The 25473-nt window shown below is 63.2% G+C and carries 22 protein-coding genes and 1 tRNA gene; 11 read left to right on the top strand and 12 right to left on the bottom strand.

Annotated elements, in window-relative coordinates; all coding sequences use genetic code 11:
- Nucleotides 1–34: 34 nt before the first annotated feature.
- Nucleotides 35–1051, top strand: coding sequence for an aldose epimerase family protein (locus CO664_RS18670; protein WP_097526217.1), 1017 nt, complete (start codon nt 35–37; stop codon nt 1049–1051).
- Between the two features lie 447 nt (nt 1052–1498).
- On the opposite strand, the gene CO664_RS18665 is transcribed toward CO664_RS18670, so the two are convergent.
- Nucleotides 1499–2107 carry a hypothetical protein gene (locus CO664_RS18665; RefSeq protein ID WP_234820282.1) on the bottom strand — a complete coding sequence of 203 codons (609 nt, stop codon included), beginning with the start codon at nt 2105–2107 and terminating at the stop codon, nt 1499–1501.
- A 233-nt stretch (nt 2108–2340) separates the two neighbouring features.
- Nucleotides 2341–2415 (bottom strand) — tRNA-Gly (locus CO664_RS18660).
- 252 nt (nt 2416–2667) lie between these two features.
- On the opposite strand from CO664_RS18660, the gene CO664_RS18655 reads away from it, so the two are divergent.
- The 4 genes from CO664_RS18655 (at nt 2668) to CO664_RS18640 (ending at nt 5241) form a co-directional block, all read left to right on the top strand.
- Nucleotides 2668–3177, top strand: a complete 510-nt coding sequence (locus tag CO664_RS18655) for a prolyl-tRNA synthetase associated domain-containing protein (RefSeq protein WP_037418183.1) — start codon at nt 2668–2670, stop codon at nt 3175–3177.
- Nucleotides 3178–3238: 61 nt separating this feature from the next.
- The gene (gene trxA, locus CO664_RS18650; RefSeq protein WP_097539571.1) at nt 3239–4216 is read left to right on the top strand and encodes a thioredoxin; all 978 of its coding nucleotides are present in this window, start codon (nt 3239–3241) and stop codon (nt 4214–4216) included.
- Nucleotides 4217–4361: 145 nt separating this feature from the next.
- Entirely contained in the window at nt 4362–5042 is a 681-nt protein-coding gene (locus tag CO664_RS18645) for an LON peptidase substrate-binding domain-containing protein (RefSeq protein WP_037389940.1), read from the top strand.
- A 10-nt stretch (nt 5043–5052) separates the two neighbouring features.
- A complete protein-coding gene (locus CO664_RS18640; protein ID WP_018235934.1) occupies nt 5053–5241 on the top strand; it encodes a Trm112 family protein in 189 nt (62 codons plus the stop codon).
- Nucleotides 5242–5349: 108 nt separating this feature from the next.
- On the opposite strand, the gene CO664_RS18635 is transcribed toward CO664_RS18640, so the two are convergent.
- Nucleotides 5350–5784: a metallopeptidase family protein gene (locus tag CO664_RS18635; protein ID WP_097539569.1), complete on the bottom strand. Its 435-nt coding sequence runs from the start codon at nt 5782–5784 to the stop codon at nt 5350–5352.
- A gap of 168 nt (nt 5785–5952) precedes the next feature.
- On the opposite strand from CO664_RS18635, the gene CO664_RS31235 reads away from it, so the two are divergent.
- From CO664_RS31235 to CO664_RS18610, 6 genes are all read left to right on the top strand, one after another.
- Complete coding sequence (locus CO664_RS31235) at nt 5953–6906, top strand: hypothetical protein (protein WP_234820281.1); 954 nt, start codon at nt 5953–5955, stop codon at nt 6904–6906.
- Nucleotides 6818–8362 (top strand): DUF6504 family protein, encoded by a 1545-nt coding sequence (locus tag CO664_RS18630; RefSeq protein WP_272939095.1) that lies wholly within the window; start codon nt 6818–6820, stop codon nt 8360–8362. The genes CO664_RS31235 and CO664_RS18630 overlap by 89 nt, the downstream gene beginning before the upstream one ends.
- On the top strand, nt 8359–11712 hold the full coding sequence (locus tag CO664_RS18625; protein WP_097539566.1) for an error-prone DNA polymerase: 3354 nt from the start codon (nt 8359–8361) through the stop codon (nt 11710–11712). The genes CO664_RS18630 and CO664_RS18625 overlap by 4 nt, the downstream gene beginning before the upstream one ends.
- 294 nt (nt 11713–12006) lie before the next feature.
- Nucleotides 12007–12318, top strand: coding sequence for a (2Fe-2S)-binding protein (locus tag CO664_RS18620; protein ID WP_097539564.1), 312 nt, complete (start codon nt 12007–12009; stop codon nt 12316–12318).
- Complete coding sequence (bfr, locus tag CO664_RS18615) at nt 12284–12769, top strand: bacterioferritin (protein WP_018235917.1); 486 nt, start codon at nt 12284–12286, stop codon at nt 12767–12769. Before CO664_RS18620 ends, bfr begins: the two co-directional genes overlap by 35 nt.
- A 587-nt stretch (nt 12770–13356) precedes the next feature.
- Nucleotides 13357–16380 (top strand): calcium-binding protein, encoded by a 3024-nt coding sequence (locus tag CO664_RS18610; RefSeq protein ID WP_097539563.1) that lies wholly within the window; start codon nt 13357–13359, stop codon nt 16378–16380.
- A gap of 67 nt (nt 16381–16447) precedes the next feature.
- Here CO664_RS18610 and CO664_RS18605 read toward each other — a convergent pair whose 3' ends face one another.
- The 9 genes from CO664_RS18605 to proB all read right to left on the bottom strand — a co-directional run bounded on the left by CO664_RS18605 (nt 16448) and on the right by proB (nt 25472).
- Complete coding sequence (locus CO664_RS18605) at nt 16448–16978, bottom strand: RNA pyrophosphohydrolase (RefSeq protein ID WP_097539562.1); 531 nt, start codon at nt 16976–16978, stop codon at nt 16448–16450.
- A 46-nt stretch (nt 16979–17024) separates the two neighbouring features.
- On the bottom strand, nt 17025–18230 hold the full coding sequence (locus CO664_RS18600) for a divergent polysaccharide deacetylase family protein (RefSeq protein ID WP_097539561.1): 1206 nt from the start codon (nt 18228–18230) through the stop codon (nt 17025–17027).
- 146 nt (nt 18231–18376) lie between these two features.
- The gene (locus CO664_RS18595; RefSeq protein WP_037417945.1) at nt 18377–19699 is read right to left on the bottom strand and encodes a S41 family peptidase; all 1323 of its coding nucleotides are present in this window, start codon (nt 19697–19699) and stop codon (nt 18377–18379) included.
- Entirely contained in the window at nt 19689–21116 is a 1428-nt protein-coding gene (locus CO664_RS18590; RefSeq protein ID WP_234820280.1) for a murein hydrolase activator EnvC, read from the bottom strand. The genes CO664_RS18595 and CO664_RS18590 overlap by 11 nt, the downstream gene beginning before the upstream one ends.
- A gap of 95 nt (nt 21117–21211) precedes the next feature.
- On the bottom strand, nt 21212–21694 hold the full coding sequence (gene rlmH / locus CO664_RS18585) for a 23S rRNA (pseudouridine(1915)-N(3))-methyltransferase RlmH (protein ID WP_037417938.1): 483 nt from the start codon (nt 21692–21694) through the stop codon (nt 21212–21214).
- Between the two features lie 161 nt (nt 21695–21855).
- Nucleotides 21856–22302: a ribosome silencing factor gene (gene rsfS, locus CO664_RS18580; RefSeq protein WP_037418182.1), complete on the bottom strand. Its 447-nt coding sequence runs from the start codon at nt 22300–22302 to the stop codon at nt 21856–21858.
- Between the two features lie 89 nt (nt 22303–22391).
- Nucleotides 22392–23000 carry a nicotinate-nucleotide adenylyltransferase gene (locus CO664_RS18575; protein ID WP_097539558.1) on the bottom strand — a complete coding sequence of 203 codons (609 nt, stop codon included), beginning with the start codon at nt 22998–23000 and terminating at the stop codon, nt 22392–22394.
- A gap of 14 nt (nt 23001–23014) precedes the next feature.
- Nucleotides 23015–24298, bottom strand: coding sequence for a glutamate-5-semialdehyde dehydrogenase (locus tag CO664_RS18570; protein ID WP_097539557.1), 1284 nt, complete (start codon nt 24296–24298; stop codon nt 23015–23017).
- A complete protein-coding gene (proB, locus tag CO664_RS18565; RefSeq protein ID WP_097539556.1) occupies nt 24291–25472 on the bottom strand; it encodes a glutamate 5-kinase in 1182 nt (393 codons plus the stop codon). The genes CO664_RS18570 and proB overlap by 8 nt, the downstream gene beginning before the upstream one ends.
- Nucleotide 25473: the final 1 nt, after the last annotated feature.

The following is a 25473-nucleotide window of genomic DNA, read 5'->3' as shown; positions in this document are numbered from 1 at the left end:
CGCCCGCTTGGATGATGTCGCGAGGGGAGAAACGATGAGCACCGACACGGAAATCTTCGGCCACCTGCCGTCCGGCGAACCGGTGCATCGGCTGACGCTCACGGGCGGCGGGCTGACCGCCAGGGTTTTGACCTGGGGCTCGGTCATCCAGGACCTGCGGCTCGACGGCCATCAGGCGCCGCTCGTGCTCGGCTTTGAGGATTTCCAAAGCTATCCGGCCCATTCCTCCTATTTCGGCGCCACGCCCGGGCGCAACGCCAACCGCATCGGCGACGGGCGCTTCATGCTCGACGGCAAGGCCTATCAACTCGAGCTCAACGAGAAGGGCGTCACACATCTGCACGGCGGCAGCGACAATATCGGCAAGCGCAACTGGACGATCCTCGACCGGGCGGAGGGCAGCGTGACGCTCCGGATCACCGATCCCGATGGCCGCGCCGGCTATCCCGGCAACTGCACGGTGACCTGCACCTATGCGCTGAAGCCGGGCGGCACGCTGAACGTCCTCTACGAAACCGAGACCGACGCGCCGACGCTCGCCAATGTCTGCCAGCACAGCTATTTCAATCTCGACGGCGGCGAGGACGCGCGCGGCCATGACATCATGATCGCCGCCGACCATTACCTGCCGACGGACGAGCGGCTGATCCCGACCGGCGAAATCCGCCCCGTCGCCGGCACTGCCTTCGACCTCCGCGAGATGACCTCGCTCAAGCGCCAGATGCAAGGCGACAGGATCGCCTATGACCATAATTTCTGCCTCTCGCCGGAGCGCATGCGGAAGCGCTCGGTGGCGCTGGTGCGCAGCATCAATTCCGGCGTCTCGCTGGAGGTGCGGACGACCGAGCCCGGCGTCCAGCTTTACACCGGATCCAAACTGAACGTGCCGGTCTCTGGCCTCGAAGGCCGCCGCTACGGCCCCTTCGCCGGCTTCTGCCTCGAGACGCAAGTCTGGCCCGATGCGGTGAACCACCGAGGTTTTCCGAATGGTGTGCTGAGGCCGGGTGAGGTGCTCCGGCAAGAGACGGACTACGTTTTCGCCAAGAGCTGAAACGGATATATAGCGCGAAGTATCTAAAGGTGCTCAAAGAGGGAGAGAGCGAAGCTTCGTGTGTTTGCCGATCGGAACTCGTGCATCGAAGGTGCGGCAACGATGCTTGTCAGATGATACATGTCAGGCCATCTGGAAACGATTGTCGCTGCCACCATGTGCATAGGCGATTTTTGATAGGCGGGCGCCAAGACAAAGCCGTGTAACCCAGCGGAGCGTAGTGCTGCTCGTTCTGCCGAATTTCTGAGAACTCGGGTATCTCCGGTGATGAACATCCACGATTCCGCTGAGGTGCGCAGAAATTCTATCCATTCCAAATCGGTGAATTTCGCCCGCGCGGTAAGCCGGAGAGATCTTTGATGTGCAGGGCCGAGTGGCCAAAGTGACTTATGAAACCATGTAATGTTGAGGCGAGAACTGGCGAGGTGCAGTTGTCGAACAGAACCTTCACGCAGCCATCCGCTGACTGAGAGAACCTTCAAATTCCACGGCGCGGCGCACCGATGATTCGGGCACGTCAAAGGCCCGAGCTGCGCCGACAATGCCCTCTTGCTTTGCGGCCGCGTCCAATATGGCAGTTGGCACGCTTGAGGCGGCATCAATTGGTTGCCCAAATGAACGCGCAGGGTCGACAACAACGTTCAACCGCCGCCCTCCTGGCCACCAAAGCAGAGGGTCGCCATTCTCCGCGAAGTCCCCCGTCTTCAATATTGGGTCGATGATTCCCTTGAACTCATACTGGCGGCGAAAGATGTTCAGCAGGCGTTCTCGTTCCTGGCCGTCGGGGTCGGTCTCGATGACGTGCAAGAATATCTTACGTCCATCAGTCCGAAATCGGTCGGTAGAAAGAGGGTGGTCGCGGCCGAGCTCCTCACGGGCAATCTGAATTGCAGCGCGCACCTTTATTGCTGAAATACCTGCTCGAATGAACGCGTCTGCAACTCTGATTTCCATCAGGTCTCTGAAGTCGAGCACCAACCGATCATCACCAAGATTGATTGCCGGAGCCAGAGCGGTGCGTACGTAGAACCCTTGACGGAGTGTCCGCGCAGCCATCGAGAGATTTTCGACGCGGGCACGTGAAGGAGGCGTCCTGCTTCCGCAGGCGTGTATAGTCCCACTCCTATCAGGTAGCTCATCCCGAAATCTCCTACGCCCATAGATTCAATAAACGAGATTCCTGTCAACAATTTTAAGCAAGTGCTCGCGAGCGCTGACAGTGAGCTTGTTAGGACGCGTTTTAGACAGGCAAAAGCTGCTAGAAAGCTGCTGATAATCTTTGAGAAAACTGGAGCGGGCGAAGGGATTCGAACCCTCGACCCCAACCTTGGCAAGGTTGTGCTCTACCCCTGAGCTACACCCGCTCATCAGACCCAGGTCCGGGGTAGTCTGTGGACCGTGGGTTGCCGCCCCGTCTTGCGGCGACCGGCGCTATATGGCCTATCGATTTTTCAAATGCAACAGGGAAATGGCGCGGAAGGCAAGAATTTTTTCGGGCTAATCCCAAAAGGCCGCCATGCCGCGATCCCCCGCCGTTGGCCGCCCTTGAGATTGCGTAAGCCGGCCCTTCCTCGTAAAGCAGGACAAAATCTAAAGCCGTCGGAAGGATCAAGATGATGAGCGAGGCACAGCCGAAATCCGCGGAAGACCTATTCCGCTTTCTCGACGAACTCGGTATCGAGCACAGGACGAAGCAGCATCAGCCGGTCTTTACCGTCGCCGAATCGGTGGCGCTGCGCGATGAAATTCCCGGCGGACATACAAAAAACCTGTTCCTGAAGGACAAAAAGGACAATTATTTCCTGCTGACCGTCGAGGAGAATGCGACGGTGGACCTGAAGACCATTCATCAGACCATCGGCGCGGCCAGCAAGGTCTCCTTCGGCAAGCCGGAGAAGCTGATGGAATATCTGGGCGTGATCCCCGGCGCCGTGACCGCCTTCGGCGCGATCAACGACACCTCGGGCAAGGTGAAGATCATTCTCGACGAGGGGCTGATGGAATTCGACACGATCAACTGCCACCCGCTCTCGAACGACCAGACGACCTCGATCGCCGCCACCGATATGCTGCGCTTCATGGAGGCGACCGGACACGAGCCGCTTGTCTTGAAAGTGACGGCTTGACATACGATCTTTGGCGCGGAAAGCATCAAGTCGGGCGGCAAGCCCGCGAGGAGAGAGAAGAATGGGCGGTAGCGACAATCCCTATGCAGGTTCCTTCGGCAACCAGATGACGGCCTCGGCCTCGTTCGGCGGGCATCCGGCACCGAATGCCGCGGTCGCCGGCGACCTGATCAAGGAGACGACCACCGCCGCCTTCGCCCGCGACGTGCTCGAGGCCTCGCGCCAGCAGCCGGTGCTGGTCGATTTCTGGGCACCCTGGTGCGGCCCCTGCAAACAGCTGACGCCGGTCATCGAGAAGGTGGTCAAGGAAGCCGCCGGCCGCGTCAAGCTCGTCAAGATGAACATCGACGACCATCCGTCGATCGCCGGACAGCTCGGCATCCAGTCGATCCCGGCGGTCATCGCCTTTGTCGGCGGGCGTCCCGTCGACGGCTTCATGGGCGCTATCCCCGAGAGCCAGATCAAGCAGTTCATCGACCGTATCGCCGGCCCGGCAGTCGACGATTCCAAGGCAGAGGTCGAGGCCGTGCTTGCCGACGCCAAGGCGCTTTTCGAAGCCGGCGATGCCCAGAACGCCGCCGGACTCTACGGCGCCGTGCTGCAGGCGGAGCCGGAAAACACCGAGGCGATCGCCGGCGTGGTCGAATGCATGATCGCGCTCGGCCAGCTTGCCGAGGCGCGCCAGGCGCTCTCGCAACTGCCGGAAGAACTGGCGAAAGCCGCGGCAATCGGTGCTGTTTCGAAGAAGCTCGATCAGATCGAGGAGGCTCGCAAGCTCGGCGATCCGGTGGCTCTCGAGCAGCAACTGGCGCACAACCCGGACGACCACGCGGCACGGCTGAAGCTTGCCAAGATCCGCAATGTCGAGGGCGACAGGACCGGCGCCGCCGAGCATCTCCTGACGATCATGAAGCGCGACCGCAGCTTCGAGGACGACGCCGCCCGGCGCGAGCTCCTGTCCTTCTTCGAAGTCTGGGGACCGAAGGATCCGACGACGATTGCCGCCCGGCGCAAGCTGTCTTCTCTTCTCTTCTCCTGATCGGAAGACAGCCGGCAGCCGAGCCGTTTTTTGCGTCTCCGATCGCAGCTTTTGCCTTGAGATTTTCGAGGGATGCACCATTTCTTGAGCGTGCGGCCCGCGTTTATGAAATGGGGGACGCCGCGATCTTCAGGGGCAATCGGAAATGCATGTCGGAAATGCGCGTTATCTCAGTCCGAAGGATCTGCCGGAGATCATTCCGGTCTTCCCCCTGACGGGCGCGCTGCTGCTTCCGGGTGCCCAGCTTCCTCTCAACATCTTTGAACCCCGCTACCTCGCAATGTTCGATGACGCGCTCTCCGGTGACCGGCTGATCGGCATCGTCCAGCCCTCCTTTGCCGAAGGCCGCAGCGACATCGATTCCTCGCCGGTGCCGGCACTCTGCCAGGTCGGCTGCATCGGCCGCATCACCTCCTTCGCCGAAACCGGCGACGGCCGCTACATCACCTCGCTCACCGGCGTCTGCCGCTACAGGCTGTTTGCCGAAATTTCCGGCGTGCGCGGCTATCGCCGCTTCCGCATCGGCCCCTTCGCGGCCGATCTCGAAGGGCCGGACGACGAGGCCCTCGTCGACCGCGAGGCGCTGCTCGCCGCCTTCCGCGCCTATCTCGACGCCAACAAGCTGGAGGCCGACTGGGAAAGCGTCGAGCGGGCGAGCAACCGTACGCTCGTCAATTCGATGGCGATGATGTCGCCCTACGGGCCGGCGGAGAAGCAGGCGCTGCTCGAAGCGCCCGATCTCAAGACGCGGGCCGAAACGCTGATCGCGATTACCGAGATCGTACTCGCCCGCAATTTCGGCGATCTCGACAACATTCTGCAGTGAAGACGAAGCCATGGACGCAAACGCCAGCAGGGTCGATCCGAAACTTCTCGAATTGCTCGTCTGTCCGCTGACAAAGGGGCGGCTTAGCTACGATGCCGAGGCCCACGAGCTGGTCTCGGAAAAGGCCCGCCTCGCCTATCCGATCCGCGACGGCGTGCCGATCATGCTGGTCTCGGAAGCGCGCAAGATCGAAGATTAGGCGACGGTTGCTTGCCCCTCATCCCGCTGCCGCGACCTTCTCCCCACGAGCGGGGCGAAGGTGCCGGCAGGCGGATGAGGGGCAAATCGATGGAAGGTCGTTTGTGCCCTAACCGCCGACGTGCTCGACGCTCGCCTCGATCCGCTCCATGTCGTCGTCGGAAAGACCGAAATGGTGGCCGATCTCGTGAATCAGCACATGGGTGATGATATCGCCGAGTGTTTCCTCGTTTTCCGCCCAGTAGTCGAGGATCGGGCGGCGGTAGAGGGTGATGCGGTTGGGAAACTGGCCGGTCTCCATGGTGAAGCGTTCGCCGATGCCGCGGCCTTCGAAGAGGCCGAGCAGGTCGAAAGGCGTCTCGAGCGCCATGTCTTCGAAGACGTCGTCGCTGGGGAAATCGGCAACTTCGATGATGAGGTCCGTCGTCAGCTTGCGGAATTCGTCCGGTAGGTGGCTATAGGCTTCAAAAGCAAGCTGTTCGAATGTGGTAAGCGTCGGTGCGTGGCGTTCCTGCCAATCATCGGTCTGGTCAATGCGGGCCATAGGCACTCCTTGTTGCCCTCATATAGCGATTTCCCGTTTGTTTTTCGAGTGTTGAATTCTGTTCAGGCGGGGCTGAGGAATAAATTCTTATTCTTTGCTGTTGACTCTTCCTGCCAGCTCTGGAATCCATAAGAACATAACATGAACATTTGATGGGAGTTGACCGTCATGGCCGAGAACGCCGTGCAACGGCAAACCATACTTTCCCTTCGTGACACCATAGCACGGATTGAAAATTGCAGCTTGCCTGGAATCGTGCGGACCGCCAAGACGGCCGATGCCGCCGGCTTTCGGCGCGGCAGTGAAGGGACCTTGCATCACAAGGTGCTGCCGCTCGGGATCGGGCCGCTCGACGGTCTCCTCAAGGGCGGGCTGCCGCTCGAAGGGATGATGGAAATCCGCAATGCCGAAACCCGCGATGCGGGCGCGGCCGCCGGCTTCGTGGCGGCGCTTGCGGTGCTCTACCAGCAGGAGAGGAGGGAGAAAGGCCATCTCGCTCCGGTGCTCTGGATCAGCCAGGCGCTCGCTTGCCGCGAGGCGGGGCAACTCTATGCGCCCGGCCTCAAGTCCTATGGGCTCGATCCGGAGCGCTTCCTCTTCGTCGCGGCGCGCACCGTCAAGGATGCGCTCTGGGTCGCCGAGACGGCGCTTTCGGTGCCGGTCTTCGCCGCGGTCGTTCTGGAAATCCGCGGCAATCCCGCCTGTCTCACCTTGAGCGAGAGCCGGCGCCTCAATGTCCGGGCCCGGGCGGGTCATGTGCCTCTGCTTCTCTTCCGCCAGGCGGGCAAGGAGGAGGCGAGCAGCGCCTTTTTCCGCTTCCAGATCAAGCCGGCGCCGGCCGGCGAACGTCCTCTCCCCGATGGCTCGGTGCTTTGCGGCAGCATCGACCATCCCGCCTTTCACCTCCTTGTCGAAAAAAGCAGGGCTTATGCCGCTGCCGACATCTTTCTGGAATGGAACGCCCATGACCGCCGCTTCTACCCCCTCGACGAACGCCGGAGCGCCGCTCTTCAGGCCAACGGACAGCCAGAGAATCCTGTCGATCCACTTTCCTCACCTGCCGGCCGACCGCCTCGCGCGCAGCCGCTGGGGCGCCTCCTGGCTTTCGCGCGGGCGTCCTGATCATCCGCCGGTCGTTTTCGCCGCCAAGATCGACAATGCCATGCGCCTCGTCGCGCTCGACACGCTTGCCGAGAAGATCGGCCTGAAGCGCGGGCAGGGGGCGGCGGAGGCCCGCGCCATGTGCCCGGCGCTCGACGTGATCGCCGCCGATCCGGCGGCCGACCAGGCCTTTCTGGAAGGGCTTGCCGACTGGTGCGACCGCTACACGCCGCTGGTCGCGCTCGACGGAAAGGACGGCCTGTTTCTCGACATCACCGGCTGCGCCCACCTGCATGGCGGCGAGAAGGGGCTTGTCAGCGATCTCCTGTCCCGGCTTTTCTCGCTCGGCGTCGAGGCGCGGGCGACCGTCTCCTCCGCAGCCGGCCTTTCCTGGGCCGCCGCCCGCTACGGCGATGTGGCCGTCATCGAAGCGGGAGAGGCCGGTCGGGTTCTTGCACCCTTGCCGGTTGCGGCGCTCCGCCTGCCGGAGGAAACCGCCGCAGCCCTCGAGCGCGTCGGGCTGAAACAGATCGGCGACCTTCTCGAAGCGCCGCGCGCGCCGCTTGCCCGCCGCTTCGGTTCCCTCCTTCTCCTCAGGCTCGACCAGGCGAGAGGCGCGGCGGACGAACCTTTGTCGCCGCGCCTGCCGGTGCCGAGCTTTGCCGCCGAGCGCCGGCTCGCCGAACCGCTGATGGACGAGGAATACATTCTCGAACTGACCCGTCACCTTGCCAAGGACGTCCGCACTTCGCTGGAGCGGCATGGCGAAGGCGGGCGGCTGTTCGAGCTTCTTCTGTTTCGCGTCGACGGACGGGTATTCCGTGTGCGGGCGCATGCGGCCATGCCGTTGAATGATGCCGGCCGCATCGCGGCGCTCTTTCGCGAACGGCTGCAGGCGGTCCATGACGATCTCGATGCCGGCTACGGCTTCGAAATCCTCAGGCTGGCCGTTTTGCGCAGCGAAAGGCTCGATCCGGCGCAGCAGGATTTTTCCGGCGTGCCCGAGGAAAGCCAGCCGCTTGCCGCCTTCATCGACAAGGTTGCCGCCCGGTTCGGCCCTGATTGCCTGATGCAGGCGAGCCTTGCCGAAAGCCACCTGCCGGAGCGGGCGGGCGGGTTTGCCGCGGTCAGGAATGTAGCGGCGGTGATGGCGCCGCCTGGCTCTGACGACAGGGTCTTTCCGGAAAACCGCCCGCTTCGGGTTTTCGCCTACCCCGAACTGGTGGAGGCGACGGCCGAGGTGCCGGACGGCGCCCCGCGCAGCTTCAACTGGCGAAAGACCCAGTATCGCGTCGCCCGCGCCGAGGGTCCCGAGCGGATCGCCGCCGAATGGTGGATCGACGGGGAGGACCATCCGACGCGCGACTATTTCCGGGTCGAGGATCAGGAGGGCCGCCGTTTCTGGCTGTTCCGCGAAGGCCTTTACGGAAGGGAAGTCGCGGCAGCCCGCTGGTTCATGCACGGAGTTTTCGCATGAGCGAGGCGCCGATCTTCTACGAGCTTGGAGCGCGCACGAATTTCTCCTTTTTAGAAGGGGCGGCGCCGGCCGAGGAGATGATCGTCTTTGCCAAGAAGATCGGGCTTTCAGGCCTCGGCGTCGCCGACCGCAACAGCGTGGCCGGTGTCGTCAGGGCCCATGCCAAGGCAAAAGTGGAGAATTATCCTTTCCAGCCCGGGGCCCGCCTGGTCTTTGCCGATGGCACGCCGGACATTCTCGCCTATCCCCGGAACAGGCAGGGCTGGGGGCATCTCTGCCGACTGCTCAGCGCCGGCAACCTGCGTTCGAAGAAAGGCGACTGCACGCTTCATCTCGCCGATCTTCTCGAATGGCAGGAGGAACTGCTGCTGATCGTCATGCCGGGCGAAGGCCGGCCGCAGCCGGAAATCCTGGGCACGCTTCTTGAGACATTGCGGGAGCATGCCGGCAACCGGCTCTATCTCGGCCTGGCGCCCCGTTATGACGGCTTCGACCGGCATGACTTCGCCGTTCTCGCCGCCCTCGCCAGGAGCCTCGATGTCCGGCTTCTGGCCACCAATGACGCACTTTATCACGATCCGCACTACCGGCCGCTTGCGGATGTGGTCACCGCCATTCGCGAGCATGTGTCGATCGCCAGCGCCGGCTTCCTCCTCCAGAAGAATGCCGAAAGGCACCTGAAGGGCCTGCAGGAGATGGTCCGGCTTTTCCGCGACTATCCCGAAGCGATCGTCAATGCGGGCAAATTCTTCAAGCGGCTTTCCTTCAGCCTCGACGAGCTCAGCCATCAATATCCGGACGAAAACGCCGCGGGCGAGACGCCGGCCGAAAGCCTGCGGAGGCTCGTCGCCGAAGGTGCGCGCGAGCGGTATCCTTCCGGCGTGCCGGAAAAGGTAAAGCGGCAGATCGAATACGAGCTCGAACTCATCCACGACAAGAAATACGAGCCCTATTTCCTGACCGTCCACAAGCTGGTGAAATTTGCCCGCAGCGTGAACATTCTCTGCCAGGGGCGGGGGTCTGCCGCCAACTCCTCCGTCTGTTTCTGCCTCGGCATCACCGACGTCGATCCGCAGAAGTTCACGCTGCTGTTCGACCGCTTCCTGTCGCGCGACCGCGACGAGCCGCCCGATATAGATGTCGACTTCGAACACGAGCGGCGCGAAGAGGTCATCCAATATATCTACAGAACCTACGGCAAGGAGCATGCCGGGCTCACTGCCGCGGTGATCAGCTACCGCTCGCGTTCGGCCGGCCGCGAGGTCGCCAAGGCCTTCGGCCTGTCGGAGGACATACAATCGGCTCTCGTCAGTTCCGTCTGGGGCTGGGGCACTTCGCCCTTCACCGAGGAACAGGCGAGGGGGGCGGGGCTCGACATGGCGGATCCGCTGACGAGGCGCGTGCTTGCCTATGCCAGCCTGCTCATGAACTTCCCGAGGCACCTCTCCCAGCATGTCGGCGGCTTCGTCATCACCCGCGACAGGCTCGACGAGGTTGTGCCGATCATGAACACGGCCATGCCCGACCGCTACATGATCGAATGGGACAAGGACGATCTCGACCAGTTGAAGATCCTCAAGGTCGACGTGCTGGCGCTCGGCATGCTGACCTGCCTCGCCAGGGCCTTCAAGTTCCTGGAAGCCCATTACGGCAAGCCGAAAACGCTCGCCGAACTCTACCAAGACCAGAAAGAGGCCGTTTACGACATGATCTGCCGCGCCGATACGGTCGGGGTGTTCCAGATCGAAAGCCGTGCGCAGATGAGCATGCTGCCGCGGCTCAGACCGCGCGAAATGTACGATCTGGTGATCGAGGTGGCGATCGTCCGCCCGGGTCCCATCCAGGGCAACATGGTGCATCCCTATCTGAAGCGGCGCGAGGCGCAGCGCCGGGGAGAAGCGGTCGACTATCCGAGCGAGGAATTGAAGGCGGTCCTGGAAAGAACGCTGGGCGTGCCGCTGTTCCAGGAGCAGGCAATGCAGATCGCCATCACCGCCGCCGGCTTCTCGCCGAGCGAGGCCGATCGCCTGCGCCGCGCCATGGCGACCTTCAAGCGGACCGGCACGATCCATACTTTCGAGCGGAAGATGATCGATGGCATGGTCAAGAACGGCTATGAAAGGGAGTTCGCCGAGCGCTGCTTCAACCAGATCAAGGGTTTCGGCGAATATGGTTTTCCCGAGAGCCATGCCGCCTCCTTCGCCTCGCTCGTCTATGCCTCCTCCTGGTTCAAGGCCTATTATCCGGATGTCTTCTGCGCCGCGCTTCTGAACTCGCAGCCGATGGGCTTCTATGCGCCCGCGCAGCTCGTGCGCGATGCCCGCGAACACGGGGTGAAAATCCTGCCGGTCGACGTCAACCACTCGGACTGGGATGCCCTGCTCGAAGGCGAGAGGATGTTCAGCAAGGATGCGGTCGACCCGCGCCATGCGGATATGCGGGATGTGATCAAGTCGCAGAAGGCCGTCCGGCTCGGTTTCCGGCTGGTCAAGGGATTGCGGCAAGCGGATATGGGGGCGCTCGTCGCGCGCCGCGGCGAGGGATACCGGTCCGTTCACGATCTCTGGGTCCGCTCCGGGCTGACGCGGGCCGTGCTGGAGCGTCTTGCGGATGCGGATGCCTTCCGCTCCATCGGCCTCGACCGGCGAAGAGCCCTCTGGGCGGTGAAGGCGCTCAACGAGCAGTCGGCGGTCGAGCGCCTGCCGCTTTTCGATGGGGCCGGTTCGACGGACCTACAGGTCGAGCCGGCGGTTGCCCTGCCGGACATGCCCGCCGGCGAACATGTCATCCATGACTATCGCTACCTGACGCTGTCGCTGAAGGCCCACCCGGTCTCCTTCATGCGGGAGGATTTCTCGCGCATGAGCATTCTTTCCAGCCGGGATCTGGCGCGGACCCCGGCCGGAAGACGGGTGACGGTGGCAGGCCTTGTGCTCGTTCGCCAGCGGCCGGGTTCGGCCAATGGCGTCATCTTCATGACGATCGAGGACGAAACCGGTGTCGCCAACATCATCGTCTGGGAGAAGACCTTCCAGAAATATCGGCGGCAGGTCATGGGATCGCGGCTCGTGAAGATACGCGGTCGCTTACAGAGCGAAAGCGGCGTCATCCATGTGGTCGCCGAACATATGGAGGACATGACGCCGATGCTCGGGCTCCTGCGCAACGAGGCCAGGCGCTTCGGAGCCAATGATCGGGCCGACGAGGCGCTCAGGCCGACCGCGGATGCCCGCGACAAGAAAGCACTCCGGCAATTGCGCCTGATGCCTTCTCAACAAGAGGGACGAAAAACGTCGGAGTCGGGGAGCGAGGTGGCCGAGGTCATGCCGAAGGGACGCAACTTCCATTGATCCTCGGTCGGCTTGCCAACTGCAGATCGTTGCATCGCCCGATTGTCTCCGGCTTTGGCTGCGGGCAAGCCTGTGTAAAAATGTCGCAGCCTTTCCGACCCAATCTGCAAGCCATGAGAGAAAAATCGGTGCCTTAGAATCCGCTAATCCAATGAAAACACGAAATTTTTCCTCAAGATTAGAACGCCTCTAATATACCCTTCAACTTTATGGAGAGGAGTTTTTTGTTGACGGCAAATATCCTCTTTTGCTTTATCGCAAATTCAGGATGTTGCGTTTGACGGGCAAGACGAAATGCTGGTGTGCAGCTGCAATTTCATCACCGAAAAAGAGGTCGAGGACACGATCATCGGCCTCCTCGATGAGGACTGTTGGCAGCTGATCGTGCCGGCGAAAGTCTATCACGCGATGGAAAAGCGCGGTCGTTGCTGCGGCTGTTTCCCCAATGTCGTCGACATCATCATCCGCACCACCGAGCAATATCACGCCCGTCGCGACTCGACGGACGCCGAGATATTTGATTTCATGACCCGCCTAAAACAATTCCACGAAGAAAACCGGAGGGCGGATCTTGAAAGGCGACGCAAAGGTCATCGAGCAGCTTAACGAAGCGCTCTTTCTCGAACTCGGTGCCGTAAACCAGTACTGGGTGCATTACCGCTTTCTCGAAGACTGGGGCTACACGCTGCTTGCAAAGAAGGAGCGTGAGGAATCTATCGAGGAAATGCACCACGCCGACAAACTCATCGCACGCATCATCTTCCTCGAAGGCCATCCGAACCTGCAGACGGTGGCGCCGCTGCGCATCGGCCAGAATGTCAAGGAAGTGCTGAAGGCCGACCTCGCCGGCGAATACGACGCCCGCACGGCCTACAAGAATTCCCGCGACGTCTGTCACGCGGCCGGCGACTATGTCTCGATGAAACTCTTCGAGGAACTGCTCGCCGACGAGGAGGGCCACATCGACTTCCTCGAGTCGCAGATCCAGCTGCTCGAAACGATCGGCGAGGAAAAATATGGGCAGCTCAACGCCGCCCCGGCAAACGAAGCCGAATAGTATCGAATTTGTTTGGATAAAGCGCCGCGCGTGCTACCCGCGGCGCTTTTGTATTGAGCTTATTGCAAGATAGCCCGCACCGTACGGATGTTGCGCAAAGGTCCATGCGCAAGACCCAATCGCGTCATGATGTGCGATGCGAGAATTGAAGCAGCGCACCACGCCCGGATCGACAGCGGCGACGTTTCGGCCCAACGCATTTGACTGTTCCGACAGGAACAGGAGAGACCTCAGAACTCGCGCATAGATGGCAGCGGAACGGAAGCTCCGTTCTCGAGGTCATGCGAATGCATGATCCGGTATGGGGGTCGAAGCAGGTCACGGAAATTTGCCGGTTCTCGTTCATTTCACGCTGTTTTTCCGGCTCGCTCATTGTCAGTTTGCAGATCGGATGCGCCTCAATGCGACAAGGCATTGAAATGCGGGGGCTGCGTTGGCGACAGCCGGCGGGACTGGGCAGTGCGGCCTTTGAGCAATCGAGCGGCACGCCCGCGGCATTTCTCCGAACAATCCGATTTTGACGGGCGAGACATGAGGATCGTGGTTCGAGCCTGCACGTCCCCGAGGCAACCAGTCAGGAGACAGGAATGGGAACTATCACGGGTACGAACGGCGACGATGTGTTGATCGGCAGCGATCTTGAGGCCGACGTCATAACGGGCCTCGAGGGTGCCGACGTCATCAATGGCGGCATGGGCTACGACACGGCCAATGGTGATGGGGACAATGATACCGTCAACGGGTCATTTCAGAGTGACGACATCCGCGGCGCCGACGGGGACGATACGCTGAACGGTGACAGCGGCAACGATCGGCTCATGGGTGATGTCGGACAGGACATGCTGCATGGGGGCAGCGGCCGGGACACCATTGTCGCCAACGGATACGATGAGACTGTCGGCGACATCGTCGACGGCGGCTCCGGCACCGACACGGTGATGCTCAACTATGCGGCCTATGGCGCCGGACTTGACATCAGGATTGATGATTGGGCTTCCGTGCAGACCCTGACCGGCGGCATGCAAGTGATGAATGTGGAGTCGTTCTCGATTGGCGGGACCAGTTTCGACGATGTGATATCCGGCGGCGCCTATGCCGATGCTCTGTGGGGAGGCGCCGGCAATGACGAGCTTTGGGGTGGCCGTGGCGATGATACGCTGACGGGCCACACGGGTGCCGACATGCTCGCCGGCGGCTATGGTTCCGACCGCCTGTTCGGCGAAACCGGGGATGACATCCTCTTCGGGGACGCTGGAAAGGACTATCTCTACGGCGGCGACGGCGACGACAAGCTCTATGGCGGCGACGGCGATGATCTGCTCATTAGTGACGTCGGCAACGATCTCCTTTCGGGCGGCAGCGGCAGGGACCAGATATTCGCCGGCGACGGCGCGGATATTCTTCAGGGAGGGGCGGGCGACGACGTTCTTCTCAGCGGTCTTGGAGACGACAAGTCGGAGGGAGGCGCTGGCGACGATGTCTTCATCTACACCCATGGCGAAGGGAAGGACCAGATTACCGATTCAAGCGGCAGCGATCGTCTGCAAATCGGGAACTTCACCGGCGATTTTACCGCCAAGGCGGCGACCGAGGTCAACACGCTCGACGGTGCAACGACGATTTCCGGCATCGAGCATTATACGATCTTCGCCGCCGGTTCCGAAGCGAACCGCATCATCACAGCCGACGGTAACGACGTCGTCTTTTCCGATGGAGGAGACGATACGGTCGATCTCGGCGCCGGCGATGATTATGTCAACGCAGGTCTCGGCATCGACAATGTGATCGGCGGCAGCGGCGATGACGAAGTATCCCTCGGCGGCGGCGGTGCGGACCAGGCCGATGGAGGCGCGGGAAAGGACTGGGTAACTGTTATCCGCAGCTCTCTTACAGGCGCTCTGACCTTTTCGGTCAACGGCGCCGTCGCCACGCTTTCCGATGGCTCGGTTCTCACCAATTTCGAGCGTTATCAGATCCTGTTCGGCGCCGGCGACGACGTGGTTGCATCCGTAGGCTCCGCCGAGACCGTCTCGTTTTCCGGCTACGGCGGCAACGACAGGCTGATTGGCAGCAACGGTGCGGATTGGCTGGATGGCGGTGACGGCAACGACACGCTGACCGCCGGTGGCGGAAACGATGTTATCCGCGACTATGACGGCTGGAACACGATCAACGCCGGCGACGGCGATGATCAGGTCGCCGTTGCCGACGGTTCGAGCGGTGCCAGCACCAATGTCGTCAATCTCGGCGCCGGGAACGACACGTTTTCGCGGAGCGCCTCGAATGGGGTTCTCGACCTCGACGGAGGCGCCGGAAACGACTTCGCGACCATCGACTTCAGCATGTCCTGGTCGAATGTCGGATTTGAGCTCTCGGCCGACGTGACCGCTACCAACGCGTCCGTCTTTGTGAGGAACGTCGAGCGAGTCAAGCTCATCGGGGGTGCGGGCAGCAACACCTTCGCCGGCGGTAGCCTCGATGACGAGTTGAGCGGCGGCGGCAACAACGACGTCCTCAACGGCGGCGCCGGCGACGACACGATATCGGGTGATGCCGGCAACGACAGATTGAGAGGCGGCGCTGGCAATGACATCATCCGCGGCGCGGGCCTCGCCGGTACCGAGGGCAAGGACGTGATCTATGCCGAGGACGGCAATGACACGGTCTATATCGGCATCGGCGACAAGGCGGACGGCGGCGCCGGAACCGACGTGCTGAACCTTGATCTCACTGGGCAGACGCGGGAAATCAGTTTTGCCTTCTCTGGCGCAGCGGTGATCGTCGATACGGCGACATGGTTCAACGGCTTCGAAGGGCTTGATTATGCGGGCAGCAACGGCCGTGACAGGGTGAGCGGCGGCGCTCTCGACGACACGCTCAAGGGCAACAACGGCGACGACACCCTGCACGGCGGAAACGGCAACGATACGCTCCGCGACGGCGCCGGCGACGATCAACTCTTCGGGGATGCTGGCGACGACCTTCTCATCCGCGATGATCCATCAGGCAGGGATGTGTTAGACGGCGGTAGCGGTGTCGATACGCTTTCCTTCAGCGAAGGATCGACTTCGGTCGTTCTCGATCTCCAGGATCAGGCGGCGAGCAAGGGCCTGGCACTCGGTCTCACGGTGACGAACGTCGAAAACATCAGAGGCAGCGGCGCCGACGATGAGATTCGCGGCAATGCAAACGGCAATGTTCTTTATGGCGGGAAGGCGGACGACATCCTCGATGGTCGCACGGGCAACGACATGCTGGTCGGCGGCAAGGGCGATGATTGGCTGACCGGCGGTGCCGGCAACGACCGGTTCGTCTTCGATAAGGACGGATTCGACGGCGAGGGAGACGTCATCACCGATTTCACCCGTGGCCAGGACAAGCTCGTCATCGAGCGCGACGCCTTCGGCATCGCGGGGGGCGATGCGGCGGTGACACTCGTGACAGGCACCGACCCCGCAGCGACGAGCGGAAAGGGCATGTTCCTGTTCGAGACGGACAATGGCCGTCTCTGGTTCGATGCCGACGGCTCGGGTACTGCCGAAGACCCGCAACTGGTCGCCATCCTGCAGAACGTCAGAACACTTACGACGAGCGACTTCGTCCTCGCCTGACGAAGGTCCGAACGATCCGCGATCAGTAGCCCGTCCCGTTTTTGCGGGGCGGGCTCCGACGGCGGGCCTACCTACCCACCAGATGCGCGAAGGCGGCGACGACCTCTTCATAGGCCTTGCGCTTGAAAGGCACGATCAGGCCCGGCAGTTCGCGCATCGGCTTCCATTCCCAGGCGTCGAATTCGGGATCGTGACCGCCCGGCGGCGGGTTGATGGCGATTTCGCTTTCGTCGCCTTCGAAGCGGAAGGCGTACCAGCGCTGCGTCTGGCCGCGATACTTGCCCTTGAGCCCGATGCCGATCAGATGCTCGGGCAGGTCGTAATTGATCCAGTCGGGCGCCTCGGCAAGCAGCGAAACGCTGCGCATGCCGGTCTCCTCGTAGAGCTCGCGATAGGCGGCTTCAAGCGGGTCCTCGCCTTCGTCGATGCCGCCCTGCGGCATCTGCCAGAGCTGCGGCGAGCCGTCATATTCCGAATTGCCGACGGCAAGCCGATGCCCCGCCCAGACGAGCCCCTCTTGATTGAGGACCATGACGCCGACACACGGCCGATAGGGCAGGTCCTCTGCCTTCAAAGCCTTGCCCTTGTCTTTACCCATGTCGTCATTCCCTTGCATGTGCTGTCAGGCATTCAGCCTGCTTAGATCAGTTTTGTTGCGGATCGTTGACGAGCGCCGAGATGCCGACGAATTCGATGCCACGCCCGCCGGCCTCCTCCATCCAGTCGGCGATCGTCGCCACGCTCTCTTCGAAGGCGGAGGCGACGCCGATCGCCGTGCCGTTGCGCCGCGCGACGCGTTCGAGTTCGTCGAGCTTGCGCAGGATCGCGCTGCGGCTGAGTTCGCTGTCGAGAACCAGATCGGCAAAGCCATGCGGCACGCCCAAGGCGCCAGAGAGCGTTCCGGAAAGCGATTGCGCCGAGGTGCCGTCGTCGAGAAACAACAGGCCGCGCTTACCGAGGTCGCGCATCACCGGCTCGAGCGCATCCGCATCGGAGAGAAAGCGGCCGCCGAGATAGTTCATGACGCCGGTATAATTGGTGATCTGGCCCATGCTGCGGTGCAGCTCGGTGAGGTTCTTCGTGGCGCCGCGAGAGACGAGAAGCGCATGCGGCCCGGGGTCGTTGTCCGGATAGTCGAAGGGCTCCATCGGGATCTGCAGGAGGATCTCGTGGCCGTCGCGGCGCGCATCCTGCATCCAGCGCTGCAGGCTGTTGCCGGCCGCGGCGAAGGCGAGCGTCACGTCCGGCGGCAGATCGCGGATCGCCCGCTGGGTCCCCGTCTGGCTGAGGCCGAGGCCGCCGACGACGAGCCCGATGCGGGTGCCGCGGGCGCCGGACCAGGGCCGGGCATATTGATCCATGGGCCGCAAACCGTCCGGACCGACGGTCGGCAGCCGGCCCTCGGGCGTTGCTTCGATGAGGTCCTCGTTCGGAAGCGCCGCCATGCGGGGGTCCTGGCCGCGCATCGCCCCGGCGCTGATCAGCGCCGGGCCCTCGCCATCGCGCGGCCTCGGCGTGAATTTCGTGACCGTTGCGCCGTCGTCGGTGAGGATCTCCTCGACATGGGCGCCGGAACGGGCGCCGCTCGGGCGAAGCGAGCCGGCTGCTCCTTTCGGCTTGGCGGGGGATGCGACTTGCTCGGCGGGCGCCTGGCTCGCTTCTGCGCTCGCTACCGGATCCGGAGTGCGGAGCAGGGGATCGGGCGCCAAGGCGGCCCAGCCGGAAAGCCCGGCGACGACAAGGGTGAAGATGCCAAGAAATGCATAGCCGGACAGCCGGCGCGGGTCGCGCTTGCGCCGAGGCCGCTTCTTCGGGCCCTGGCCAAGGGGGGCATTGAGATCAGTTCCCAAACGGAGCCTCGACCTTTGGAACGTTGCCGGTGAGGGATGCGCCCCGCTCGCGAGAATCATCGGCAGTCGGCTACATCGCCGATGCATAATATAAAGGCGCCGGGTTGAACAGCCCGGCGCCTTTGTCTCATCCGCTTCGCGTCCGCTTACTTCTTGAGCTCGGCCTGTTCGGGATTGGCCGGGAAGGACGGATCCGTCTTCTTGCCGCGCAGGAGGTCGAGCGCGTAGTTCAGCTGAATGTCGTCCTTGGCCTCCGGCGGCACATAGGCGACCGAACCGGAGCCCTCGTCGTCCTCGTTCTGGCCCTTGATGTGGCCGCGCAGATCGGACTCGCCCTGGGCCTCGACCTTGCCGAGGAGTTCCGGCGGCAGCGGCTGTTCGACCTTGATGTCCGGGGTGATGCCGGTGCCCTGGATCGACTTGCCGGACGGCGTGTAATAAAGCGCGGTCGTCAGGCGCAGTGCGCCGGCGTCGCCGAGCGGAATGATCGTCTGAACCGAGCCCTTGCCGAAGGAACGCGTGCCGAGCACGGTCGCGCGCTTCATATCCTGCAGCGCACCGGCGACGATCTCCGATGCCGAAGCTGAGCCGCCGTTGACGAGGACGATGACGGGCTTGCCGTCCGTCAGGTCGCCCGGCGTCGCGTTGAAGCGGCGCGTCTCGTCCGGGTTGCGGCCGCGGGTCGAGACGACCTCGCCGCGTTCCATGAAAGCGTCCGAAACATTGATCGCCTGGTCGAGCAGACCGCCCGGGTTGAGTCGCAGGTCGAGCACATAGCCCTTGAGCTTGTCGGTCGGGACGTCCGCCTTGACTTTCTCGATGCCCTTCTTCAGGTCGTCGAAGGTCTTCTCCGTGAAGGAGATCACTCGGAGATAGCCGACATCGCCTTCAACGCGGTATTTGACGGCACGCACGGCGATCACGTCGCGAACGATCGTCACTTCGATCGGCTTCTCCGCACCCTTGCGCAGGATGGTGAGCTTGATCGGCGTGCCGACGGCACCGCGCATCTTGTCGACCGCTTCCTCGAGCTTCAGGCCGCGGACGTCCTGCCCGTCGATCTTCGAAATCAGGTCGCCGGCAAGCACCCCGGCGCGGGCGGCAGGGGTATCGTCGATCGGGCTCGTCACCTTGACGAGATCCTCTTCCATCGTCACCTCGATGCCGAGGCCGCCGAACTCGCCGCGCGTCTGGGTGCGCATATCCTCGGCATCCGCCGAGTTCATGTAGCTCGAATGCGGGTCGAGCGAGGAGAGCATGCCGTTGATGGCATTCTCGATGAGCTTGTCGTCCTGCGGCGGCGTCACGTACTGAGCGCGCACGCGCTCGAACACATCGCCGAAAATCGCCAGCTCGCGATAGGTGGACGAATTGGCCGCCACGGCCGGGATCGTTGCCGAATAGACGACGCCCATCGCCGTCGCCCCCATCAGCGCCCCGACCAGAACAAGTGAAGCTCTACGTATCATTTCGCGCCTTTCCAACTTCTGCTGCGGTCCACCACGGTCGGGAATCAACCGGCTTTCCGTCTTTTCGGAATTCAATGTAAATCGTTGGCCTGTCGGTTTCCAGCGTCAAGGCCGCCGCACTCGCCACTCTTTTTGCACCCATCGTCGCCACCGGCTCGCCTGCCACGACGAATTGCCCCGGGCGGACGCTCACGCTCTCCATTCCGGCAAGCACGATATGGTAGCCGTCGCCGGGATTGAGGATGATCATCTGTCCGTAGCTGCGGAAGCTGCCGGCATAGACAACCCATCCGTCCGCCGGCGTGGTCACCAGCGCGCCTGCATTGGTTTCCAGCATGATCCCCTGCAGCGAGTGCCCGGTGCCGTCCGCGTCGCCGAATTGCCGCAGGATCGAGCCTGCGACCGGATAGCTGAGCCTCTGTTGCAATTCCGAAAACACATATGCGGGCGCAATACGGTTTTTGTCGGGCACCGCGCTCTTGGCCAATTCCCGCGCCGCCTGGCGCTCGGCCTCGTTCATCCGCAGCCGTTCCTCCTCCTGCGCGCGCGCCGTCGCGGCTGCCTCGCGCACCGAGGAGATCTCGTTTTCGAGCGAGGAGATCAGCCCCTCGAGATTGGTCGCCTGCAGGGCCAGTTCCTCCGCCTTGAGCTGCTCGGAGGCGAGTTCCGTCGCGTTCTGCTGCCGCAGCTTTTCCTTCTCGGCGACGAGCATTGACATGCGCCGCTCTTCCTCGAGATTGGCGGTCATCGTCGCCGTCAGATCGTCCCGCTGCCTCGCTATGCCGGCGCGGATGTCGGAAAGCGCCTTGAGATCGGCGACGAGGCTGTCGGTCTGCTCGCGTATTTCTGGAACGACGGCGCCGAGCAGGATGGCGCTGCGAACGGAGCCAAGCGCATCTTCCGGCGTCACCAAGATCGCCGGCGGCGGGTTGCGGCCCATCCGTTGCAGGGCGGCAAGCACCTCGGCGAGTACGCCGCGCCGGCCCCTGAGCGAGCGCTTGACCACGTCCTCCTTGGCGCGCAGCTCGTTGAGCTTCTTCTCGCCCTCGGCGATCTGCCGTTCGAGGTCCTGGCGCTTCGCCGCCGAATCGACGATCGCCGAGCGCAGCGCCGCATTGCTCTTGTCGATCTCGGCAATCGTTTGCTCGAGAGCCGCGGCGCGATCACGCGAGACGCCGATCGTCTTCGACAGCGCCTCGAGTTCGCTGCGTGTGCTGTCGCGCCTCAGGGTCAGGTCGGCGGCGGGATCCGGCGGCCCCTGCGTCGCAGCGGTCGGGCCCGGAGCGGCCGCGCCGGGATCCTGCGCCAGTGCCGGCGCGCCGCTCAACAGGAGAACGGCGACGATCGCCGCGTGCCGACCGACCTGCCCGACGGCAAATTTCATCCGGGCGACGTCTCTGTTCCTGGCGCGCGTCATCCTGTCTCGTGGGCTAAGCAAATAAATCAGGAAACCCTAATCCGATTTGCCGCAGCCCACCAATACATATTCTTGTTATTGCCGACGAATGAGATTCACGCACGATGATACGGATGACCGGCCAAAATCGTCACGGCCCGATAGAGCTGTTCGGCAATCAGGATGCGCACGAGCTGGTGCGGCCAGGTCATCTTGCCGAGGCAGAGGACGGAATCGGCCCGGGCATGAAGTGTCGGGTCGAGCCCGTCGGCACCGCCGATGGCGATCATCAGATCGCGCTTGCCGCCGTCCCGCAACGTGCCGAGCAGCGTCGCGAAACTCTCCGAATCGAGCGCCTTGCCGCGTTCGTCGAGCAAGAGCAGCAGGCTGCCCTCGGCAAGCGCCTTTTCGAGCTGGGCCGCTTCCTCGCGCTTGCGTGTTTCCGCGTTGGCGGCGCGGCTCTCGTTGACTTCGACGACGCGCGCCAGTTCCAGGCCGATGGCCGGTCCCGCCTTGGCGAAGCGATCGAGGTAACGGGCTGCGAGATCCTTTTCCGGCCCCGCCTTGAGGCGGCCGACTGCGAAAAGTCCGATTCGCATTGACCCGTTTCCATCCCCACCGGCATCCGATCGAAGGGGATTTCGATCGGCAAAAACCCTTCTGCTGCCATCCTCCCGGTCGGGTGATGGCAGCGGCATCTCAAATCGGCACCGGTCGTCGCTCCGTCCTGAGGCGATCGGTCAGGGACGGGCGGCGCGTCTCAGTGCAGGGTGCTGTCCTCGACCTCCGGGGCCGCCCACATCTTTTCGATGTTGTAGAATTCCCGGATCTCGGGCCGGAAGATGTGAACGATCACATCGCCGGTGTCGATCAGCACCCAGTCGCCACCTTCGAGACCTTCGACGCGGGGATTGCCAAGGCCCTCGTCCTTCAGGTCCGTCACCAGGTGGTCGGCAATGGCCATAACATGCCTGTTCGAACGCCCGGAGACGACGACCATGAAGTCTCCCAACGCCGACTTTCCGGCAATGTTGATGGTGATGATATCTTCTGCCTTCGAGTCCTCTAGGCTTTCGAGGACCAGCTTAAGCGCACGGACAGCGGCTTCGTCGCTCAGTTCCGTGCTGCGCGGGACTGCGGAGACCGCATATCCCTTGGCGTGTGCTGTTGTCAGGGTCTTTCCTTTCCGAATGAACAGAACAAGCACTTCCGGTCCGTGATTGAGGTCGAACCGTGCGTCAAATGTAGGCACCAAACCGGTACGGTTTCAAGACGCGAGACGTAAATGACGGGAATTCACCCGGATTTGGCGGAACGGAGCGCCGTCGAGCTTAGTGAGGAGCGGGGTCCGTGGATGAAAGTCCAGGCCGGCGGCGGCCGAGATGCAAGCCTCGGCGCGTCGTCCTCGTCGATTCGCGCATGGCTGAAGGTCCTGGCCATGGGCGACGACAGATAGGCGAGCGTCGAGCCCGGCCTGTCGATCACCGCGATCGGGAAGGTGCCGACGATCCGGCGCCAGTCCTGCCAGCGATGAAAGCTCCGGAGATTGTCGGCCCCCATCACCCAGACGAAGCGGACGCCGCGGTTGCGTGCCCGGACGAACTCCAGGGTGCGCGCCGTATAGCTCTGTCCGAGCGCCTGCTCGAAGGCCGTGATCTTGATGCGCGGATTGCCGGCGGTCTTCTCGCTCATCGCGATCCGCTCGGCGAGCGGCGCGAGATTGTTGCGGTCCTTCAACGGATTGCCGGGCGTCACCATCCACCAGAGCTGGTCGAGCCCGAGCTTGCGTAGCGCCGTCTCGGCAACGAGCACATGGCCCTCATGGGGCGGGTTGAACGATCCGCCGAACAGGCCGACGGCCATGCCGCTCTCGACATGCGGCATGCGCAGATATTCCGGCTTCACATCCGCAGGTGTCGTCAGGGCCGCACCTGTCCTGTGCCGCGCACGCGATATTTGAACGAGGTGAGCTGCTCGACGCCGACCGGACCGCGGGCATGCATCTTGCCGGTGGCAATGCCGATCTCGCCGCCCATGCCGAACTCGCCGCCATCGGCAAACTGCGTCGAGGCATTGTGCAGCAGGATCGCCGAGTCGATTTCGGTGAAGAAGCGCTCGACGACCGCCGCATCCTCGGCGATCACCGCCTCGGTATGGGCCGAAGACCAGCTGTTGATGTGCTCGATGGCGCCGGAAATGCCGTCGACGAGCCCGGCCGAGATGATCGCCTCCAGATACTCCGTCGCCCAGTCCTCGTCGGTTGCGCCTCTCAGGCCCGGTAGCAGGCCTTGGAGCTCTTCGGAAACGCGCACCTCGCAACCAGCGTCGAGCAAACCCTTAAGCAGCGGTTTCGCCAGCCGGTCGGCGGCGTTGCGGTCGATCAGCAGCGTCTCGGCGGCGCCGCAGATGCCGGTTCGGCGCATCTTGGCATTGACGACGATGTTTTTCGCCATGTCGAGGTCGGCGGAGGCATCGACATAGATATGGCAAAGGCCTTCGAGATGGGCGAAGACCGGCACGCGCGCCTCGTTTTGAACCCGGGCGACGAGGCTTTTGCCGCCGCGCGGCACGATGACGTCGATCGCCCCGTTCAGCCCCGAAAGCATGGCGCCGACGGCGGCGCGGTCGGCGACAGGCACCATCTGGATCGCTTCTTCCGGCAGGCCGGCAGCCTTCAGCCCCTCGGCCAGGCAGGCATGGATCGCCCGCGACGAATGGAAGCTGTCGGAGCCGCCGCGCAGGATCACCGCATTACCCGCCTTGAGGCAGAGCGCGCCGGCATCCGCCGTGACGTTCGGACGGCTTTCATAGATTACCCCAATGACGCCGAGCGGCGTGCGGACGCGCTCTATATGCAAGCCGTTCGGCCGGTCCCATGCGGCAATGACCTCGCCGACCGGATCCTTCAGCGCCGCGATCGCCCGGATGCCGTCCGCCATGTCGCGGATGCGGCCGTCCGTCAGCGTCAGCCGGTCGATGAAGGCCTTGGCGACACCGCTCTCTTCAGCGTTTGCGAGATCGGTCGCATTGGCGGCGAGGATGTCGCTGCTCCTCGCGATGATTGCCTCGGCCATGCCGATGAGCGCCGCATCCTTGCGTTCGGCGCTGGCAATGGCGAGCGGCCGGGCGGCCGCCTTTGCGCGACGGCCGATCTCCAGCATGATCGCATTGACGTCTGAGCCGTTCTCGACCGTGTCAAGCATGGAGCTCCCCTTTCTTCTCGTCCTTTTCCGCCCCGGATCGTGGTTCCGAGGGAGCCGTCATTACCATATCGTCGCGATGCACCATGGCGGTGCGGCCGGCGTAGCCGAGGATCGCGGCGATCTCGGCCGATTTCTTGCCGGCGATCTGGCGCGCCTCGTCGGCGTCGTAGCCGGCGAGCCCGCGGGCGATCTCGCGGCCGGAATTGTTGAGGATCGCGATCGTGTCGCCGCGGCTGAACGTTCCGGTCACCTGGCGGACACCGGCCGGAAGCAGGCTCTTGCCGGAGCGCAGCGCCGTCTCCGCGCCGGCATCGATCGCAATCGAACCGGCCGGCAGGAGCTGTCCGGCGATCCAGGTCTTGCGCGCCGTCACCGGCGAGCGGGAAGGCGCGAACCAGGAGGAACGGGCGCCGGCCTCGATCGCCTTCAGCGGATGCACCGGCTTGCCGGAGGCGATGATCATCGCGCAACCGGCCGTTGTGGCGATCTTGCCGGCATCGATCTTGGTGCGCATGCCGCCGCGCGACAGTTCCGAGGCCGCACCGCCGGCCATCGCCTCGATCTCCGGCGTGATTTCCGCAATCGTCTCGAGGAAGCGGGCTTCCGGATCGAGATGCGGCGGGGCCGTATAGAGCCCGTCGATGTCGGATAGCAGCACGAGCAGGTCGGCGCCGACCATGGTCGCCACGCGGGCGGCGAGCCGATCGTTGTCGCCATAGCGGATTTCGGTGGTGGCGACCGTGTCGTTCTCGTTGATGATCGGCACGGAGCCGAGCTTCAGCAACTGGTTGATCGTGGCGCGCGCATTCAGGTAGCGGCGTCGCTCCTCCGTATCGCCGAGCGTCAGCAGGATCTGGCCGGCGATGATCTGGTCGGTCGAAAGGCTTTCCGACCAGGCGCGGGCGAGGGCGATCTGGCCGACGGCGGCGGCCGCCTGGCTTTCCTCGAGCTTCAGGGCGCCGGCCGGCAGGTTCAATACGGTGCGGCCGAGCGCGATGGCGCCCGAGGAAACGACCAGCACTTCGACGCCCTTGCCCTTTAGCGCCGCGATGTCGGCGCACATGGCGTCGAGCCAGCTCTTTTTCAGCCCCGTCTGGCGGTCGACGAGCAGGGCCGAGCCGATCTTGATGACGATCCGGCGGTGCTTTTCGAGCGGTTTGCGGTTCGCGGCCATG

Origin of the sequence: Sinorhizobium sp. NG07B (assembly GCF_002532005.1) — a bacterium.
Classification (GTDB): domain Bacteria; phylum Pseudomonadota; class Alphaproteobacteria; order Rhizobiales; family Rhizobiaceae; genus Sinorhizobium; species Sinorhizobium fredii_C.
The sequence above is the reverse complement of the archived record's forward strand: the minus strand, read 5'-3'. Positions and strand labels throughout refer to the sequence as shown.

Coding starts and splice junctions, on each gene's coding strand:
- CO664_RS18670 (WP_097526217.1), top strand. CDS start 35: ATGAGCACCGACACGGAAATCTTCGGCCACCTGCCGTCCGGCGAACCG.
- CO664_RS18665 (WP_234820282.1), bottom strand. CDS start 2,107: ATGGCTGCGCGGACACTCCGTCAAGGGTTCTACGTACGCACCGCTCTG.
- CO664_RS18655 (WP_037418183.1), top strand. CDS start 2,668: ATGAGCGAGGCACAGCCGAAATCCGCGGAAGACCTATTCCGCTTTCTC.
- trxA (WP_097539571.1), top strand. CDS start 3,239: ATGGGCGGTAGCGACAATCCCTATGCAGGTTCCTTCGGCAACCAGATG.
- CO664_RS18645 (WP_037389940.1), top strand. CDS start 4,362: ATGCATGTCGGAAATGCGCGTTATCTCAGTCCGAAGGATCTGCCGGAG.
- CO664_RS18640 (WP_018235934.1), top strand. CDS start 5,053: ATGGACGCAAACGCCAGCAGGGTCGATCCGAAACTTCTCGAATTGCTC.
- CO664_RS18635 (WP_097539569.1), bottom strand. CDS start 5,784: ATGGCCCGCATTGACCAGACCGATGATTGGCAGGAACGCCACGCACCG.
- CO664_RS31235 (WP_234820281.1), top strand. CDS start 5,953: ATGGCCGAGAACGCCGTGCAACGGCAAACCATACTTTCCCTTCGTGAC.
- CO664_RS18625 (WP_097539566.1), top strand. CDS start 8,359: ATGAGCGAGGCGCCGATCTTCTACGAGCTTGGAGCGCGCACGAATTTC.
- CO664_RS18620 (WP_097539564.1), top strand. CDS start 12,007: ATGCTGGTGTGCAGCTGCAATTTCATCACCGAAAAAGAGGTCGAGGAC.
- CO664_RS18610 (WP_097539563.1), top strand. CDS start 13,357: ATGGGAACTATCACGGGTACGAACGGCGACGATGTGTTGATCGGCAGC.
- CO664_RS18605 (WP_097539562.1), bottom strand. CDS start 16,978: ATGGGTAAAGACAAGGGCAAGGCTTTGAAGGCAGAGGACCTGCCCTAT.
- CO664_RS18595 (WP_037417945.1), bottom strand. CDS start 19,699: ATGATACGTAGAGCTTCACTTGTTCTGGTCGGGGCGCTGATGGGGGCG.
- CO664_RS18590 (WP_234820280.1), bottom strand. CDS start 21,116: ATGACGCGCGCCAGGAACAGAGACGTCGCCCGGATGAAATTTGCCGTC.
- rlmH (WP_037417938.1), bottom strand. CDS start 21,694: ATGCGAATCGGACTTTTCGCAGTCGGCCGCCTCAAGGCGGGGCCGGAA.
- CO664_RS18570 (WP_097539557.1), bottom strand. CDS start 24,298: ATGCTTGACACGGTCGAGAACGGCTCAGACGTCAATGCGATCATGCTG.
- proB (WP_097539556.1), bottom strand. CDS start 25,472: ATGGCCGCGAACCGCAAACCGCTCGAAAAGCACCGCCGGATCGTCATC.